16 protein-coding genes are annotated in these 17,713 nt (G+C 71.9%); 3 read left to right on the plus strand and 13 right to left on the minus strand.

The genetic code is table 11. From position 1 onward, the window contains the following. Positions 1-53 precede the first annotated feature (53 nt). The 8 genes from ACFJGV_RS08190 to ACFJGV_RS08225 all read right to left on the minus strand — a co-directional run bounded on the left by ACFJGV_RS08190 (position 54) and on the right by ACFJGV_RS08225 (position 10,310). Positions 54-1,307 carry a putative Ig domain-containing protein gene (locus ACFJGV_RS08190; RefSeq protein WP_378148214.1) on the minus strand — a complete coding sequence of 418 codons (1,254 nt, stop codon included), beginning with the start codon at positions 1,305-1,307 and terminating at the stop codon, positions 54-56. A 116-nt stretch (positions 1,308-1,423) separates the two neighbouring features. Then, the gene (locus tag ACFJGV_RS08195; RefSeq protein WP_378148216.1) at positions 1,424-2,953 is read right to left on the minus strand and encodes an FAD-dependent oxidoreductase; all 1,530 of its coding nucleotides are present in this window, start codon (positions 2,951-2,953) and stop codon (positions 1,424-1,426) included. Beyond that, positions 2,950-3,882 carry an FAD:protein FMN transferase gene (locus ACFJGV_RS08200; protein ID WP_378148217.1) on the minus strand — a complete coding sequence of 311 codons (933 nt, stop codon included), beginning with the start codon at positions 3,880-3,882 and terminating at the stop codon, positions 2,950-2,952. Before ACFJGV_RS08200 ends, ACFJGV_RS08195 begins: the two co-directional genes overlap by 4 nt. After that, entirely contained in the window at positions 3,869-4,366 is a 498-nt protein-coding gene (locus tag ACFJGV_RS08205) for a hypothetical protein (protein WP_378148219.1), read from the minus strand. Before ACFJGV_RS08205 ends, ACFJGV_RS08200 begins: the two co-directional genes overlap by 14 nt. A gap of 209 nt (positions 4,367-4,575) precedes the next feature. Beyond that, complete coding sequence (locus ACFJGV_RS08210) at positions 4,576-5,922, minus strand: hypothetical protein (protein ID WP_378148220.1); 1,347 nt, start codon at positions 5,920-5,922, stop codon at positions 4,576-4,578. A 157-nt stretch (positions 5,923-6,079) separates the two neighbouring features. Then, positions 6,080-6,760 carry a trimeric intracellular cation channel family protein gene (locus ACFJGV_RS08215; protein WP_378148222.1) on the minus strand — a complete coding sequence of 227 codons (681 nt, stop codon included), beginning with the start codon at positions 6,758-6,760 and terminating at the stop codon, positions 6,080-6,082. A gap of 158 nt (positions 6,761-6,918) precedes the next feature. Further along, positions 6,919-8,481, minus strand: coding sequence for a carboxylesterase/lipase family protein (locus ACFJGV_RS08220; RefSeq protein ID WP_378148224.1), 1,563 nt, complete (start codon positions 8,479-8,481; stop codon positions 6,919-6,921). Between the two features lie 323 nt (positions 8,482-8,804). After that, a complete protein-coding gene (locus ACFJGV_RS08225) occupies positions 8,805-10,310 on the minus strand; it encodes an FAD-dependent oxidoreductase (RefSeq protein ID WP_378148226.1) in 1,506 nt (501 codons plus the stop codon). Positions 10,311-10,428: 118 nt separating this feature from the next. Here ACFJGV_RS08225 and ACFJGV_RS08230 point away from each other — a divergent pair, with 118 nt between their 5' ends. Further along, a complete protein-coding gene (locus tag ACFJGV_RS08230; protein ID WP_378148227.1) occupies positions 10,429-10,599 on the plus strand; it encodes a hypothetical protein in 171 nt (56 codons plus the stop codon). A 103-nt stretch (positions 10,600-10,702) separates the two neighbouring features. Here the strand turns inward: ACFJGV_RS08230 and epsC are convergent, their stop codons facing one another. The 5 genes from epsC to ACFJGV_RS08255 form a co-directional block, all read right to left on the minus strand. Then, positions 10,703-11,284: a serine O-acetyltransferase EpsC gene (gene epsC, locus ACFJGV_RS08235; protein ID WP_378148228.1), complete on the minus strand. Its 582-nt coding sequence runs from the start codon at positions 11,282-11,284 to the stop codon at positions 10,703-10,705. 37 nt (positions 11,285-11,321) lie between these two features. Continuing rightward, positions 11,322-12,260: a cysteine synthase A gene (gene cysK, locus ACFJGV_RS08240; protein WP_378148230.1), complete on the minus strand. Its 939-nt coding sequence runs from the start codon at positions 12,258-12,260 to the stop codon at positions 11,322-11,324. Between the two features lie 243 nt (positions 12,261-12,503). After that, complete coding sequence (locus ACFJGV_RS08245; RefSeq protein WP_378148231.1) at positions 12,504-13,058, minus strand: YbaK/EbsC family protein; 555 nt, start codon at positions 13,056-13,058, stop codon at positions 12,504-12,506. Positions 13,059-13,138: 80 nt separating this feature from the next. After that, entirely contained in the window at positions 13,139-13,543 is a 405-nt protein-coding gene (locus ACFJGV_RS08250) for a DUF4190 domain-containing protein (RefSeq protein WP_378148233.1), read from the minus strand. A 78-nt stretch (positions 13,544-13,621) separates the two neighbouring features. Further along, the gene (locus ACFJGV_RS08255) at positions 13,622-15,217 is read right to left on the minus strand and encodes an MFS transporter (protein WP_378148234.1); all 1,596 of its coding nucleotides are present in this window, start codon (positions 15,215-15,217) and stop codon (positions 13,622-13,624) included. A gap of 57 nt (positions 15,218-15,274) precedes the next feature. Here ACFJGV_RS08255 and ACFJGV_RS08260 point away from each other — a divergent pair, with 57 nt between their 5' ends. Together ACFJGV_RS08260 and ACFJGV_RS08265 are read left to right on the plus strand one after the other, a co-directional pair. Next, positions 15,275-15,664 (plus strand): YchJ family protein, encoded by a 390-nt coding sequence (locus tag ACFJGV_RS08260; protein ID WP_378148235.1) that lies wholly within the window; start codon positions 15,275-15,277, stop codon positions 15,662-15,664. 136 nt (positions 15,665-15,800) lie between these two features. Beyond that, complete coding sequence (locus tag ACFJGV_RS08265) at positions 15,801-17,483, plus strand: CocE/NonD family hydrolase (RefSeq protein WP_378148236.1); 1,683 nt, start codon at positions 15,801-15,803, stop codon at positions 17,481-17,483. Positions 17,484-17,713 lie beyond the last annotated feature (230 nt).

The following is a 17,713-nucleotide window of genomic DNA, read 5'->3' on the forward strand; positions in this document are numbered from 1 at the left end:
CCGCCCCGCTGAGCTGACGCCTCGCCGCCTCGAGTGCTCACTCCCCCTGTGACTCAGTAGGTGGCCGTCCTGCCCACTGTGATGGTGAGGGTGCGGTCGATCGCGGGTGCGCCCGTGCCCGGGTCGAGGCGGATGGTGGCCGTGGTCGTGCCTGCCACCGTCGGGGTGCCGGTGACGTCGCCGTGGACGGGATCGAGGGTCATGCCCGCGGGGATCGAACCCGAGACCACCGTGAAGCGCGCGGACGCGGGCCCGCTCCACGTCGGGTAGAGCGTGAGGGCGGCAGAGCGCGCCCGGACGGTCGGGGCAGGACTGTAGCCGTCGAAGACGGCCCTCTCGAGGTCGGCGAGCGCGTAGCGGTCGACCCCGCCGCGCCGGTTGATCGAGTAGAGCACGCCGTCGTCGCTCACCGCGATCGAGTTGGAGTCGAGCTCGGCGCTGCCGACGGACGCCGAGGTCCTCCACCCGCCCCGGCGGGCCTCGTAGACGGCGCCGTCGGCGGCGATCCGGTAGAAGCTCTGCTGCGCGTCGCGATACACGATGTCGCCGCTGGCGAGCACGTGGAAGTCCCAGCTCACGGGGCGGTCACCGGCCGCACGGGCGATCACGGTCGCCGCGCCCGCGCGGTCGTACTGCACGAACTCGCCGTTGCTCCAGGCGACCACGAGATCACCGTTGGGCGCGTGGGTCATCCCCTGGCAGAGAGACCGGCCGCCGTCGACCCTGACGATGCCGCGGATCGTCAGCTCGTAGAGCGAGGACTGACAGACGTAGTCGTCGAAGGCGGGCGTGATGTAGCTCAGCGATCCCGCACCCAGGTCGGGCAGGGAGGCCTGCAGCAGGAACGAGCCGTCGGGCTGCTGCACCCAGATCCCGCCGACGTCGTCGGTGACCTGGAGGTCGCCGGTCGGCGCGACCGCCACCCACCTCGCGAAATCAGGCAGGTCGACCACGGAGACGGCTCCGGATGTGTCGACTCGGGCGAGATCGCCGCCCATGGTCCAGGCGAGGACGGATCCCGCGGGCCCGGCGATCAGATGCTCGGGCCGCAGCGGGAGCGGGATGGGAGCCTCCACCGAACCGCCCGATCCGACTCGGAGAAGAGTGTCGTCGACCGGATCGGCGATGACGAGGCGGCCTGCGGAGTCGACCACGGAGCGACCCTGACCGGACTGCAGTGGATGTGCGAGAGTGCCCGCCGACACGTAGTCGGGAGTCGGGTCGGCGTGGGCCGCACCCCCGGCGAGGGCGGTGAACGCGACAGCCAGGAAGGCGGCCAGTACAGCTGTCGTCGACGTCTTCCGCATCTCTGTGTCCTCTCGCTCTTCCGTCGACCGTAGGAGCGAGAGGGCATCGGGCGTGAGGAGTAGTTTCTGCTCAATCGCGGGGGCACCGAACCCCCGCACCGCATCCGCGCGCGGGCTCAGTAGCCCGCGAACGCGTCCGTGCGGATGCGGCGCGCGCCGGCGCGGCGGAGCTCGCCCGTCACGTGGTCGACGAACCCGGGCGAGCCCGACACGTACCCGTGGCGTGAGGCGAGGTCGGGGATCGCGGCGGCGAGGCGCTCCGACGAGACGCGGCCCGCGCCGAGGTGCTCCCACGTCGGGGGCAGCCCGTCCGCGGATGCAGGCCCGGTCACCAGCACGCGGATGCCCGCGGCGACGAGCTCGTCGGCGTACGCCAGCTCCTCGGCGCTCGACGCAGCGTAGACGAGCACCATGTCCGAGGGCGCGGATCCGCCCGCCGAGCGGTCGGCGAGCTGGCTGATGAACGGGGTGATCCCGATGCCGCCGGCGACGAGCACGACCGGCGTCGACGCATCCGACGGCAGCACGAAGTCGCCGCCCACCCAGGTCGCCCGCAGCTTCGAACCGGGAGAGACCGACGCCAGCGCCGACTTGTACGACGACGAGCGAACGCCCCCGCCGGTGTGGCGGACGCCGATGGAGACGCGCCGCGGATCGGACGGCGACGACGTGAGGCTGAACGCGCGACGCGAGCCCCGGGAGTCGACCCCGCGGTGCGGAAGGGCGAGCTCGAGGTACTGGCCGGCGCGGAAGCGCACGGGCCGGCGCGCCTCGAACGTGTACTCCGTCGAGGTAGGGGTGAGCTGCCGTGATCCGACGAGCGCCAGCCGCAGCGCCCCGCGCTGACCGAACGCGAACGCGACCACGTTGCCCACCGCGAGCGCGATCTCGGGCGAGGAGAAGACCGGACCGAGCTGGTACGGCACCGAGAACAGCACCGCCACGATCGCGGCCACGAGGAGTTGCTGCCAGCGCCGCGGCGGGAGGGTGAGGGGCTCGCTGAGCATGAAGCCCGCGAGGAACACCATGGGGAACGAGGTATAGGCGAGGGCGACGGCCTCGCCTGCACCCATCCCGACCGTGACGAACCGCACGGTGAGGATCACCGTGGCGAGCACGAGGAACGTGAGCCCGACGCTGAGGCGGCGGTTGCGCCAGAGGATGAGGAACGCGCCGATCGCGACGAACGGCAGCATGACCGGGTTCGCGATCCACCATCCCGCCACGCCGAGCGCCGTCGCCGCGATCACGATGGCGGCCACGGCGACCGGGTTCAGGATGTGACGCTCGCGCCAGGCGACCACGTACTTGCTCGCCGAGGCGATCGTGCCCGCGAGGACGAGCACGAGCAGACCGCTGACGTCGCCGACCGGGATGAAGACGAAGAACGCGATGAGCGCCGTGATGACGCTCGACTCCACGTGCGCCTTCGTGCGGACGATGCGGGCGATGATCCAGCCCGTGACGACCGTGGAGACGAGCAGCGCCACGAGGCTGAGCGCCAGCTCGAGCGGCGTGTAGAACAGCTGCCCGACCGCCGACGCGACGAACGCCACCACGACGAGGGCCGCCAGGACGATCGTCATCTGGCGGTACATCGTCACCCTGCCGACGATCCTGTCGAGGCGGGCCTTGAGGTCTCTCATGTGAACAGCTCTCCGGGGAAGTCGCGTGAGATCTCCGCGCGGCCGTCGGCGAACATCCGCACGGAGGAGAAGTAGAACCCGGTCGCGAGCGTGTGCGCGCCGGTGAAGAAGAGGGCCGTCGCGAGCGCGTCGGCCTGGAGTGCGGTCGAGGCGATCACCCAGGTGGCGATCACCTCGCGGGCGGGCCGCGCGGTGCGGGCGTCGAGGATGTGGTGCACCCCGTCGCCCCAGGCCCGGCGGTTGCCCGCCGAGGCGCACAGGGCGCCCTCGCCGAGCTCGGCGACGCCGATCGCCTGCGCGGCGTCGAGCGGATGCTCGAGGCCCACGCGGATCGGTGCGCCCGACCCGCCCGATCCATCCGGTGAAGAGCTGCTCGCAGCGGCACCCAACCGGTGCCGCATGTCGCCGCTCGCGTCGACGAGCGAGTGCTCGTACCCGTGCTCGGCGAGCAGGTCGGACACGATGTCGACGAGGTGCCCCTTGCCCGCCGCGCCCACGTCGAGGAGCGCCGGCGCCGGCAGGTCGACCACCGCGCCCTCGCGGGGCACATCCGTCCATCGCCGCGACTCGGCCGGGCGCTCAGGGTGCGGTGCGAACGAGTAGTCCGCGTCGTACCCGAGCCGCTCGAGCTCGCGTCCGACGAGCGGATCGACGGCACCCTCGGTGAGCGCCGACAGTCGGTCGTACACGTCGAACAGCGGCACCGCATCCGCCGGGAACTCGACCCGACCACCCTCGCGCGCCAGCCGCGACACGAGCGAGTCGGGCCGGAACCGCGAGTAGGTGCGGTCGAACCGCTCGATCCGCTCGGCGACGGCCGCCCGGGTGGTCTCGTCGAGCGGGGAGTCGATCTCGATCTGCCAGCGCGTGCCGATCGCGTCGAAGTCGAGCGTATGCCGCGCGCCGACCGCGAGGTCAGCCGGCGGCATCGCTCTTGATGGTCTCGATGGCCTCGTTGAAACCGCCGCTGGTGAGACTCGACCCGGCCACACGGGAGACGTTGATCTCGTCGATCTTCTTGCCCACGACCTCCGCGGCGATGCCGTCGGCGAACTTCGTCTGGTAGCTCACCGAGTTGGGGTTGGTGGCCTCCGGCGTGACGGTGACCGCGGTGATCACGTCGCCCTGGAGGGTGACGGAGACGTCGACCTCCTCGGTGCCGTTGGGCGACTGGTAGTTGCCCTTCGCCTCGTAGGTGCCGTCGGTGTAGGTGCCACCGGATGCGCTGCTGCCGTCGGCGCTGCCTGTGCTGCCGTCCGAGGTGGCGGGGGCGCTGCTCGTCGCGGGAGTGTCGTTCGTGGTCTGGCCCGCATCCGCCGCCGACTGCGTGCCGGTGGAGCAGCCCGCGAGCGCCACGGAGACAGACACCCCTGCCACGGTCGCAAGGGTCAGCTTCTTGGTCAGAGTCTTCATCTCGGCTCCTGCCTCGTTTGGTTGCTTCAACAACTATTCGACCGTACCGAGGGCGTCTGGCAGGTTCCGGTGGCGGTTCTCTGCGTTCTCTATGCGCCTCACGTGCGTATCGAGGTCGCCGCCAGGTGGCCTCTGCCCTCACCCACGACCAACGAGGGCAGGACGCGTGACGTTCACACGCGACCTGCCCTCTCAGGAGCTGCTCAGGTTCAGTACCGCGACTTGCGCGACTCCACATCGATGGTGACGGTCGTGGTGACCGGGGGGCCGTCGGGATTCGTCATCGCGATGACCGCGGTGAACATTCCACGCGCGTGCGGCGCACCCTCGATCCGCCCGGTGTCCGGGTCGACGGTCATGGAGGGCGGCAGGCTGCCCGACACCACGCTGAACTGGCCATCCATCACCTCGCCGGTCCACTCGGGATAGACCGGCCCGACGGAGTTCCAGATGGTCGCGCCGACGATCGTCGGGTAGCCGCCCAAGGTGGACTTCAGGGTGTCGTCCATGTTCAACCGGTCGACGACGCCGGCCAGGCCGTCGTTCGTCTCCTCGGACACGTAGACGGAGTCGTCGCCTCCGACGGCGAACACCGGGCGATAGCCGCTGATCTCCCTCGAGGTCCAGATCACGGGCACGTTCCGTGACGCGGCACCGACACCGTATGTCCGTCCCGTCGAGAGGTCGAACCGGTAGAGGACCTTCCCGAAGTTCGGAGCCAGGACCAGGTCACCGTCGGAGAGCACGTCGAACCGGGTGCTCGTGCTCCACCAGTCGTCGAGGTGGACGCCGTAGCGGACCGAGCTGCCGTCGCCACGGTAGGAGACGTAGCGTCCACTGGTCCAGAGGACCACGGCACCGTTGTGAGCGTCGTCATCGGCGATTCCTCTGCAGTAGCCGCCTTCTCCCGGGAGCGCCGTCGCGGTGCCACCGGCCACGCGGTGAACGTAGGTGCCGCAGGTGTACACGGTGCCGTCGTCTCGCAGGACGACATCGGTGACGTCGCCCGTCACCGTGCCGATCGCGCGGAACGTGCCGTCGCCGACGGTTCCGACTCGAACCGACCCGTCTGCTCCCACCGCCGCGATCGAGCCCGTGGAATCGGTGGCGATGCGGACGGTATCGGCCGGGACGGGAATCGTCGATGCTCCTGAGCCGGACGTGTCGAGCAGGTACACCTCAGAGGCCCATACCCCGTCGATCTTCTTGGCGTCGAGAAGGAGAACCCCGTCACCGGGTGCGGGAACGATGCTCCACGGATCGAACGCGAGAGGCGTCTGCCTGATCTTCACTCCCGCGGGTGAGGTGAGCGCGAGCGTCAAGTTCGTCGATCCCGGTCCGGCGGAGACCGTGCTGTAGGTCACGAGGTTGCCTGCGGCATCGACGAGCGCATCGTTCCACCAGGGCGAGTGGCCCGCGGGGAGGAAGTCCTGCTGCGTCGCTGGCGTGGGCGCGGCGGAGGCGGGCAGTGCCGGGAGAGCCACGAGAGCGGTGGCGGCGATGAGAACAGAGATCGTGCTCGTGATCGAGCGACTTCTTCGTGGATGGAGCAGCACAGGGATCCGATCATCAGTCCCCAGACCACCGAGCGTGCCGCCGAGGGTATCGAAGGATCGCCCGTGAGCGGTATGAGCAGTCGTTGCTCAGAGTCCGTCGCTCAGGCTCCGCTGCTCAGACTCCGTCGCTCAGCCTCCGCTGCTCAGGCTCCACTGCTCAGTCGAGCGCGCCGCCGCGCTGGCGGCGGAGGCGGCGCAGGGTGCTGAGCGTGCGCTGCTCGGGCAGGCTCCAGCCGAAGCGGACGGCGAGGAGACGGATGACCGTGGTGACGATCACGCATCCGATGCCCGCGACGGTGATGTCGGCGCCGCCCGCCGTGGCGCCGACGAGGAAGAGCGCCCCCACGCCCGCCGCGACGGCGTAGAGCGAGCCCACGTGCATCACGCCGATCGGCAGCCCGAGCAGCACGTCGCGCAGCATGCCGCCACCGACCGCGGCGACGACGCCGATGAAGAGCGCCGGCACCACCGGCAGACCGACCGAGAGCGCCTTGCTCGCGCCGATGGCGCAGAACAGGCCGAGACTCAGGGCGTCGAGGATGACGATGGCCACGTTGATCCGCGAGAACAGGCGCTGCAGCAGCATGCCGAGGAGGGCGGCGCCGGTCGCGACGAGGATGTACCAGTTCGACTGCAGGGCGGCCGGCACCTGGTTGAGCAGCAGGTCACGGAGCATACCGCCGCCGAACCCGGTGACGACGCCGATGATCCCGACCCCGAGCAGGTCGAGGCGGCGATCCTTGAACTGAGCGGCGAACATCGCGCCCTGCACCGCACCGGCGGCCGTGGCCGCGAGGTCGATCCACAGCGGGATCTCGAACTGCTGCGCCACGACCACGCCCCATCCTCGCACGGTCCCACCGTGCGAGGTCGCCCGGCAGGGCCGCCCAGCACTTCGCCTGATCCGTCACTTTCGGCTAGTCCCAGCCGCCCGCACTAGCCGAAAGTGACGGATCAGTGGGCGGATGGGCGCGCACGCACCCCACGGCATCGCCGTCAGAGGAACGCGAGCACCTCGGGGCCCCAGGCGCGGCGCTGGGCGGAGTCGGGATCGTCGACGAGGGTGTCCTGCGTGTCGATGACCAGCGTCGAGCGCGAGCGGTCGTCGTAGGTGGGCCACGCCGACGCATCCCCGTGGAGGGTGGGCACGCCGTCGCGGGCGAACGACGTCCAGCGGTCGCGCATCCGGGACGACACCTCGAGTGCCTCGCGGCGACCGCCGAGCGCGAACACGAGGTCGCGGCCCCATGGCCCGAAGGACCCGAAGACGTAGGCGATCTCGGAGGCGTGGGTCGCCCCCATCCCGGATCGCTTGAGCAGCGGGGTGGCGTGGTCGAAGCGGTACATGAACGTGGGCGCGCGGCGGGCGTGGGCCTCGGCGAGCCAGATCGACGGCATCCGGAAGGCGGCGTCGCGCGAGACCTCGGCGGGCGTGCGTCGGCGCGGGTACTCCGGGTACGCGCTCGTGATCCGCGATCCGACCCCTTCGAGCTCGGGCCGGTCGGCGGCGATCTCGACGAACATCTGGTCGACCGCCTCGGGGGTGATCGGCATGAGCGGCGACCGCATCAGCTTGAAGAAGCTCGACTCGTCGTGGTTGGTGCCGATGATGAGGGGCACCGGATGCGCCCGCCCGGCTCGCACGAGCTCGAGCGGGTAGTCGGGCAGCACGTCGCCGTCGACGACGGGGGCGAGCGCGAGCGTGCCGGGGACGTCGCTCGACACCTGCGCGACCAGCTCGCCGCCGAGCGCCACGATCTCGCGGGCACTGCGGTCGCGGAGCATCTCCGGATGCGCGGCGTCGATCCCCGCCATCTCGAGGAAGCGCCGGGCCACGGTCTCAGACCGCGCGGGGCCGTACACGCTCGAGACCGGCGCGCTCTGGGCGATCGCCCGGTGGAACAGGCCCTCGGCGCGCGGCGAGGCGAGCAGCGACACGACGCATCCGCCGCCGGCCGACTCGCCGAACAGCGTGACGTTGTCGGGGTCGCCGCCGAACGCGGCGATGTCGTCGCGGACCCACTCGAGCGCGGCGATCTGGTCGCGGAGGCCCGCGTTCGCGACGAAGCCGTGCTCCCCCGTCGGGTCGAGCGCGGTGAAGTCGACGAACCCGAGCACGCCGAGGCGGTAGGCGACCGTCACGACGATCACGTCGCCCTCGCGCACCAGCACGGTCGGGTCGTAGTACCGCTGGGCGGGCGTGCCGTTGAAGTAGCCGCCGCCGTGGATCCACACCATCACGGGCTTGGAGGCGACGCCCGGGCGCCCCGCGTCCGCGGGCGCGAAGACGTTGAGGGTGAGGCAGTTCTCGCTGATCCGGACGTCGGTCGCGACCTCCATCGACCGCAGCGGCGTCTGCGGGGCCATCGGCCCGAAGCGCGTCGCGTCGCGGATGCCCTCCCACGGATGCGGTGCCTCCGGCGCCCGGAACCGCCGCTCCCGCCACGGCGGCGCCGCGTAGGGGATGCCCTTCCAGCTCAGCACGCCCCCGGCGTGCGCCCCGCCGACCGCCCCGCCGCGCGTGCGGCGGACCGTCGACCCGATGCTGTCCGCCGCCATCCTCCGATGCTATCGCCGCCGTTGCGGGGTTGCTGGGCAGGGCCGGTGCGCCGGGTGTGCGCCCACCGAGTGCGCGTGGTGCGGGTGCCGGGCGGGGCCGGTGCGGGGACGGTGCGGGCGGGCGGCGGTCCCGTCGGGTGGGAGGGCGGGCCGGAGCCAACTCCGGAGATCTCGCGCTCTACGAGCTAACTCCGGACCTCTACCGGCGTGTCCCGCCGAGACTCCGGAGTCAGCCCCGGTGCGCACCGCACACCGCACACCCACGCAGCACCGCAGCACCGCACACTCACGCAGCACCGCAGCACCGGAGCCCGCGCGGGGACTCAGCGGAGGCGGCGGAGGGGGCGCGTGGCGGGGCCCTCGAGCACGGTGCCGTCGGCGGCGAAGCGCGACGCGTGGAGGGGGCAGTCCCAGGTGCGCTCGGCGTCGTTCCACTCGACGACGCCGCCGAGGTGGGTGCAGACGGCGCTGACGCCGCAGGTTCGTCCGTCGACCGTCGACACGCCGACAGGCTCGAGCCCGGACCGCGCCACCACGCCGACACCCTCCGCGGGCCGGGGCACCGGGACGGCGTCGCGCTCGGCATCCGCCCACCCGCGCACCGCGGCGGCGCCGACCGACACGCCCTCGACGAGCCCGCGGCCGAGGTCGGCGGGCACGGTGAGCCGCGCGCCGAGCACCCGATGCCACGACCCGGGCGGCGCGGAGGTGACGCCGTCTCCGCGGATCTCCATCGCGATCCGCATGGCCGCCCAGATGGCGTTGGTGAAGCCCCACTTGGCGTATCCGGTGGCCATGTAGACGCGGCCGCGGCCGCGCGGCAGGCGTCCGACGAAGGGGATGAGGTTGTGCGACTCGTAGTCCTGCGCCGACCACGTGTGGGTGAGCCGGGCACCGGGGAACGCGTCGAGCGTCCAGCGGACGAGGTCGTCGACGAGCGCCTGTTCGGACTCGACGCGTCCGGTCGGGTGGTCGTTGCCGCCGGTGACGAGCTGCATCCCGTCGGCGCGCGGAGCGGTCCGCACGGTGCGCGTGGGCGAGTCGACCGAGAGGAACATGCCCGACGGCAGGTCGGGCTCGGCGTCGAACGCGAACGAGAGCCCGTACGATCGCGAGCCGCGCACCTTCGAGAAGTAGAGGCCGCGGTCGAGGATGGGCGTGCCGGTCGCGAGCGTGACGGTCGACCCGTAGACGGGACCGTGGGAGGTGCGCACCTCGACCCGGGGCGACGCCGACACCCCCGTCACCCGCGACTCCGTGTGGAGCACGCCGCCCTCGCGCTCGAAGGCCGCCGCGAGCGCGGCGAGGAGGTCCATCGCGTCGACCTGCGCCTGATCGGGCAGCGCCGCCGCGGCGACGGCGGGAAACGGCAGGTCGAGTGAGCGCACGAGCCGCACGTCGAGCCCCGCCTCCACGCCGGCCTTCACCTCCGCCTCGGCGGCGGGCACGCCGTCGAGGGTCTGCGCGTAGCTGAACGCCTCATGCCGCTGCACGGGCACCCCGACCCGCTCGCAGAAGTCGAGCAACCAGGTCTGCCCGTCGCGGTTCGCCTCGATGTACGCCCGCGTGACCGACTCCGAGTGATGACGGCGGATGCTCGACAGCCGCGTGCCCTGCAGCAGGCTGATCTTCCCGGTCGTGTTGCCGGTGGCGACAGCTCCGACGTCGCGCGCCTCGAGCACGACCACCCGCCGGCCCGACTCGGCCAGCATCAGCGCGGTCACGAGCCCGGTGAGCCCGGCCCCCACGACGACGTCGTCGTACTCCTCCCCCGGCGTGAACGGTTGCGACGGGATCGGCGCGCGGCCTGCCCTCCAGAGCGACTCCATCCGTTCAGTGAACACCGGCTGCCTGGATGCGCACACCGGATGCGGGCGCAACCGCGGCACCCTACGCTGGGACTCGGTCGCGGCATCCGCGCACCCACCCGACCACGAGGAGTGACCAGTGAACGCACGCATCGACGACGAGCTCGAGCCCTTCGAGGACGCCGAGTCGGTCGACCCCGAGGAGGCCGACTCGATCGAGGAGGCGAGCGACGAGCGCGACGACGAGGGCGACGCCGTCTTCGGCGAGGACGAGGACTACCTCAACGACAACCTCGGCTACGAGCAGTAGCCCGCGCCGAGGCGGTTTCGCCACATCCCTGGCGCTTCGCCATGCGCATGCGTGTGGCGAAACTCCACGAGTGTGGCGGAATCGGGCGGGCAGTGGCCGTGGGTCAGATGTACATCGCGGGGTCGATGTACGACGGGGAGGCCGGGTCCGTGAAGGGGCCGCGCGGGGCGCTGACGTCGCGCGCGGGGATGCCCACCAGCACCGAACGCGCGGGGGCGTCCCTCACGACGACGGCGCCGGCGCCGACGCTCGAGTCGGATCCGATGGTCACCGGGCCGAGGATGGTCGCGTTCGCGCCCACCGTGACCCGCGATCCCAGCGTGGGATGACGCTTCTCGCGGCGTGAGCTCTTCCCGCCCAGCGTGACGCCGTGGTACAGCATCACGTCGTCGCCGATCACCGCGGTCTCGCCGATCACGACGCCCATCCCGTGGTCGATGAACAGCCGCCGCCCGATGCGCGCGCCGGGGTGGATCTCGACGCCCGTGAGGAAGCGCGCGAACTGCGACAGCAGCCGTGCGGGCAGCCGCAGGCCGGGCGCACCCCACCAGCGGTGGGCGATCCGGTACACCCACACGGCGTGGAGCCCCGGATAGGCCAGCACCACCTCGAGCCCCGACCGCGCGGCGGGGTCGTGACGGCGCGCGGCGGCGACGTCCTCCCGCATCCGCCGCAGCACGCTCACGACGCCACCCCGCGGTCGCCGGATGCGGACGACACGCTCAGTCGGCGAGGTCGGAGTACAGCGGTGTCGAGATGTAGCGCTCGCCGAAGTCGCAGACGATCGCGACGATGGTCTTGCCGGCGTTCTCGGGGCGCTTCGCCACCTCGAGCGCGGCCCACATGATGGCGCCTGACGAGATGCCGGCGAAGATGCCCTCCGAGCTCGCGAGCTCGCGCGCGAGGCGGAGCGAGTCGTCGAGGGTGACGTCGATGATCTCGTCGTAGACCTCGCGGTCGAGGATCTCGGGCACGAAGTTCGCGCCGATGCCCTGGATCTTGTGCGGCCCCGCCTTGCCCTCGGTGAGCAGCGGGGAGTCCTTCGGCTCGACGCCGATGACCTGCACGCCGGGCTTGCGCTCCTTGAGCACCTGTCCGACACCGGTGATGGTGCCGCCGGTGCCGATGCCGGCCACGAAGATGTCGACCTCGCCGTCGGTGTCGGCCCAGACCTCCTCGGCGGTGGTCGCGCGGTGGATCGCCGGGTTCGCGGCGTTCTCGAACTGGCGGGCGAGGATGGCGTTCTCGGTCGAGGCGACGATCTCGTTCGCCTTCTCGACGGCGCCGCGCATGCCCTCGCTGCCGGGCGTGAGCACGATCTCGGCGCCGTAGGCGCGGATCGTGGCGCGCCGCTCGCGCGACATCGTCTCGGGCATCGTGAGGATGACCTTGTACCCGCGGGCCGCGCCGACCAGCGCAAGCGCGATGCCGGTGTTGCCGCTCGTGCCCTCGACGATCGTGCCGCCGGGCTTCAGCGCGCCGGCCTTCTCGGCGGCGTCGACGATCGCCACGCCGATGCGGTCCTTCACGCTGTTGGCGGGGCTGTAGAACTCGAGCTTCGCGAGCACGGTGGCCTGGTCGGCGCCCTCGAGGCGGTTGATGCGCACGAGCGGGGTGTGCCCCACGAGCTCGGTGACGTCGTTGTAGATGCGTGCGGGCATGTGTCTGCTCCTGCGGGTCGAAAGGACGTGCGTCTTCGTGACCACTCTATTGCGGGGCCCGCGCCGTGTGACGCTCGATGACGGATGCGGAGGAGCCGTGGAGGCTGGCGCGGTACCGCACCCGGCTGCACGAGACGCCCGGCGGCGGCACGGCCCGGCGGTGGAGGCTGGCGCGGTACTGCGCCCGGCTGCACGAGGTGCGCGGCGGTGGCATGGTACGGCCCCGCGGGCGCGCTCTGCCGCTCAGGGCTCGATCGGGCGGGCGAGCCCCTCGACCAGCTCGGCGGCGGGCAGTGCGGCGAGCACGCGCCCCGGCACGAGCAGCTTCGACCGTCGGATGCCGCTGCCCACCACGACGACGGCACGCTCGGCCACCCGTGAGTCGACGAGCACGGGCCAGCCCTCCGGCAGCCCGAACGGCGTGATGCCGCCGTACTCCATGCCCGACTCCTCGACCGCGCGGTCCATCGGCAGGAACGACGTCTTGCGCACGTCGAGCCGCTTGCGCACCACGGTGTTGATGTCGGCGCGGGTGGTGGCGAGCACGACGCAGGCCGCCACACGTTCCTCCCCCTCGCGCTTGCCCGCGACGACGACGCAGTTCGCGAGGTCGTCGCCGACGAGGTCGTACGCCTCCTGGGTGGCCGCCGTGTCGGAGAGCGCCGCGTCGATCTCGACCACACCCACCGCATCCGCCAACCCGAGCCGTTCGAGTGCCGCGAGCACGGGCGCCGCGACCAGGTCCGGCCGCGCCGAGACGGGCACCGTGGAGAGGGTTCCGAGCGTGAAGCGTCCCATGCCCTCATCCTGCCAGCCCTCACACACGACGACGCCGCCCGAGCCGAAGCGGCGGGCGGCGTCGTGACGTGCGGAGCGGGTCAGCTGCAGGTGATGGTGACCCCGTTGACGTAGTGCACGCCGGGGCCGAGGTCGCCGCACTGCGCGACGACGCCCGCGATGGCGATCGCGGCGACGATCCAGATGATGATGTAGATCGCCATGATCACCGCACCGACGATGATGCCGGCCGTGGCGAGCGTGTTCTTGTAGCCGGCCTTCTTCGATTGGACCCTCGCCACGATGCTGAGGATGAGGCCTACCAACGGGATGACGATCGCCAGGATGAGGCCGACGATGCCGAGCGTCTTGCCCGGGAAGTCGGTTCCGGGCGGCGCCTTCACCGGTGCGCTCGGGGTGCCGCCGGCGGCGGTGCTGCTGCCGTAGGAGGGCGCAGCGCCGTAGTTCGGCTGCTGGGACGGCGGAGGCGTGGGCTGATCGGTCATCGTCGATTCCCCTCTCGAAGGTTCACAGGTTCCTTCGAGGTTACCGCGGTGGCCGCCAGTCGGCGAGAGCGGGGCCCCTCAGTCGGCGACCGCGGTGCGCGACTCCGCCACGAGCGACACCGACCCGGTGCGGGCCATGGCACGCTCGAGGTCATCGGCGTCGGGCAGGCTGGCGTCCCCGTAGGCGCGATGATGGCGCGGGATGAACGCGGTGAGCAGCACACCCACCACGGCCGCCGCGATCGAGACGCCGAAGGCGATCCGGAAGGCGTCGAAGCTCGGCGTGGTGACCGCGCCGACCGTCACGACGTTGGTCGTGAGCACCACGCCCAACACGGCGCTGGCGATGGTCGAGCCGAGGGTGCGCATCACGGAGTTGAGGCCGTTCGATGCGGCGGTCTCGGTGGCCGGGACGGCGCCCATGATGAGGTTCGGCATCGAGGAGTACGCGAATCCGACACCGAAGCCCACCGCGGTGGAGACGAGGATGGCGTGCCACACCTCGGTCATGAGGAAGAGCCCGATCACGTAGCTCACGACGATGATCGAGAGCCCGAGCAGGAGGCTGATGCGTGCGCCGCGGGCGGCGGTGAGCCGCGCGGCGACGGGCGACATGGCCCACATGACGAGTCCGCTGGGCATGAGGCAGAGGCTCGCGATGAGCATGTCCTGGCCGAGTCCGACCCCGGTGCCGGTGGGCGACTCGAGCAGCTGCGGCAGCACCACGGTGCTGGCGAAGAAGGCGAAGCCGACGGTGACCGAGGCGAGGTTGGTGAGCAGCACGGTGCGGCGAGCGGCCACGCGGAGGTCGATGAGCGGGCTCGGGTGGCGCAGCTCGAAGAGCCCCCACAGCACCAGCACGACGACGCCGCCGATGATCGCGCCGAGGGTGGCGGGGCTGGTCCAGCCCCACGACGAGCCCTTCGAGACGCCGAGCAGCACGCCCACGAGCCCCAGTCCGAACCCGATCGCCCCGACCACGTCGAAGCCGCCCTCGCTGCGCAGCGTCGACGGCGGAACGAAGGCGAGCACCAGCACGAAGCCCGCCACGGCGAGCACACCGCTCAGCACGAAGAGGTAGTGCCAGTCGAGGTACTGCGAGATGAGCGCGGCGACGGGGAGGCCGACCGCGCCGCCGACGCCGAGCGTGGCGCTCACGAGCGCCACCGCCGAGCCCAGCCGGTCGGGGTGCAGCACGTCGCGGAGGATGCTCACGCCCAGCGGGATGACGCCGATGCCCAGCCCCTGGAGTCCGCGGCCGACGATGAGCGGCACGAGGTCGTTCGCGAACATCGCGACGACCGATCCGACGAGCACCAGCGCGAGGAGGATGAGGACCATCCGCTGCTTGCCGTACAGGTCGCCGAGGCGCCCCGCGATCGGCGTGGCCGCCGCCGCGGCGAGGAGCGTGACCGTGATGGCCCACTGCGCATCCTCGGCGTCGGCCGCCACGAGGCTCGGCAGCTCCGGCACGAGCGGCGTCATCAGCGTCATCATGAACGCGGCGACGAGGCCGGTGGCGGCGAGGGTGACGACGACGGCACGCTGGTTGATGGGGCGGGAGAGCCTGGCGCGTTCCCGCGGGCTCAACCAGGTCTGATCGTCGGGGTCCTTCGCGGCGTCGGTCACATGCATCCTCTCGAGGCCCGCGAGGGCGCGGACCAAGCCCGTCATGGGCACGAGCCATGAAACAGTTTATCGACTGCAACTATTCCGAGGAGGTCCGACGAGATGGACGGAACCGCACGCTGCCCCTGCTCGAGCGGTCTGCAGTACGGAGAGTGCTGCGGGCCGATCCACACCGGATCCGCGCCCGCGCCCACCGCCCAGGCGCTGATGCGTTCCCGTTTCTCCGCCTTCGCGGTGGGCGACGCGGACTACCTGCTCGAGTCGTGGCATCCGTCGACCCGGCCTGCCGACCTCGACCTGGACGCGGACACCCGCTGGCTGCGCCTCGACGTCGTCTCGACGAGCGCGGGCGGCCCCTTCGACGACCGCGGCGAGGTCGCGTTCGAAGCTCGGTACCGCACCGCCGACGGCGAGCGGGGCGTGCTCCGCGAGCGGAGCCGCTTCGTCCGCGAGCACGGCCGCTGGTACTACCTCGACGGCGACGTCGACTGAGCCCCGGCCCGCCCGGGCGGATCTGACACTCGCGGCGGGTTCCCGGCGCGCCGGGCCACCGCGAGTGTCAGACCCGTGGCGCCCACCGGCGAGCGCGGGCGAGACGCGAGCGGGCCGGGCGCGCTAGCGTGAGGGCGTGCGGGATCGTCCCTGGCGCCGCAGCGGCGCGCTGAGGTACGCGCTCGGGCGCGTGCGCAACGTGGTGCGACCGCCCGTGCGCGTCGTCCCTGCGCCGCACGATCTGCGGAAGCGGCTCGACGTCGAGGTGCGGATGCGCGACGGCGTGATCCTGCGCGTCAACGTCTACCTCCCGCCCGGCGACGGGCCGTTCCCCGTGCTGATGTCGGCGCATCCGTACGGCAAGGACAACATCCCCCGTCGCACGCGCCGCGGGTGGCATCTGGGCGCGCAGATGCGCATCACGAACCAGTCGCTGCCCTACGAGATCTCGAGCGAGACGGGGTGGGAGGCGCCCGACCCCGTCACCTGGACCCGCGCCGGTTACGCCGTCGTGAATGCCGACCTCCGCGGTGCCGGCACATCCGACGGCGTGGGCACCCTGCTCGACGACGCCGAGGCACAAGACGTCTACGACCTCGTCGAGTGGGCCGGCTCACAGCCGTGGTCGACCGGGTCGGTCGGGATGCTCGGGGTGTCGTACCTCGCCCTGTCGCAGTACAAGGTGGCGGGGCTGCATCCGCCCGCTCTCAAGGCGATCTGCCCCTGGGAGGGGTTCACGGACGCCTACCGCGACTTCATGAGGCAGGGCGGCCTCGAGGAGGACGGCTTCGCCACCATCTGGACGACCATGACTAAGCGCGGCGCGCGCCTCTCGGTCGACCTCGGCCGGGACCGCCACCGGCACCCGCTGCGCGACGGGTGGTGGGAGGCGATCACACCCGACCTCGGCGCCATCACCGTCCCGATCCTGGTCTGCGGCAGCTTCTCCGACGGCGAGCTGCACAGCACGGGCTCGTTCCGCGCGTTCGAGCGTGCGGCGTCCGAGCATCGGCACCTCTACACGCACCGCGCGCCGAAGTGGTGGGCGTTCTACAGCGACGACGCCGTCGCCGCTCAGCGCGCGTTCTTCGACCGGCACCTGAGAGGCGCGGATGCGCCCGCGCTGCCTCCGGTGCGGCTCGAGGTGCGGGAGCGCGGCGACCGGGTGGCCGAGGTGCGCGCCGAGCAGGAGTGGCCGCCCGCGCGGACGGAGTGGCGTCCGCTGCACCTCGGGCCTCGCGGCGCGCTCCTCGCGGACGGGCCGGCTCGCGGGACGGGTTCCGCCGCGGTCGCCGCGCGCGGCGCAGGGCTGGCCTTCGACCTTCCGATCGCAGACGACCTGGAGCTGACGGGCCCGATGTCGGCGCACCTCTGGGTCTCGGTCGAGGGGGTCGACGACGCGGCGGTCTTCGTCACGGTCGAGAAGCGGACCGCCGGGCGCTGGGTGCCGTTCGAGGGCTCGTACGGATACGGGCGCGACCGGGTGGCGCTCGGGATGCACCGGGTCGCCGTCCGCGAGCGGGACGACGCCGCGTCGCTCCCGGGCCGCCCGGCGCACACGTTCGCCCGCCTGCAGCCCGTCGCACCCGGCGAGATCGTGCCCGTCGACGTCGCGCTCACCGCCTCCTCGACCCTCTTCCGCCGCGGCGACGCGCTGCGGCTCATCGTCACCGCGCGCGAGCCGTACCCGCGCAACCCGCTCTGGGGCCACCTCCCCGCCCACCACGCCGCCCCGCGCCGCGGCCGCCTGCGCGTGCACTGGTCCGCCGCGCACGCGTCGCACCTCGTCGTCCCGGTCCTCCCCCGCCTCCCCGCCTGACCCGCGCTCGACCGTCCCCACTCGCGCGCCCACCCCAAGCCGCGGATCGGGCGGTCGTGCAGCCTTCGCTCGCCGGAAGGCCACCACGAGTGCCATATCCACCGCGTCCCGCAGCGCACGTCCCCCGCGTCCTCTGTGGACGTGCGGCCGGCGCCGCGCCCTCCGGGCCGGCGGGTGGGCGTCGAAAGGTACCGCCAGAGCGCACACGGGCCGTATATCGCGTCATGTCC

This window comes from Cnuibacter sp. UC19_7 (assembly GCF_042699995.1).
GTDB lineage: Bacteria > Actinomycetota > Actinomycetes > Actinomycetales > Microbacteriaceae > Cnuibacter.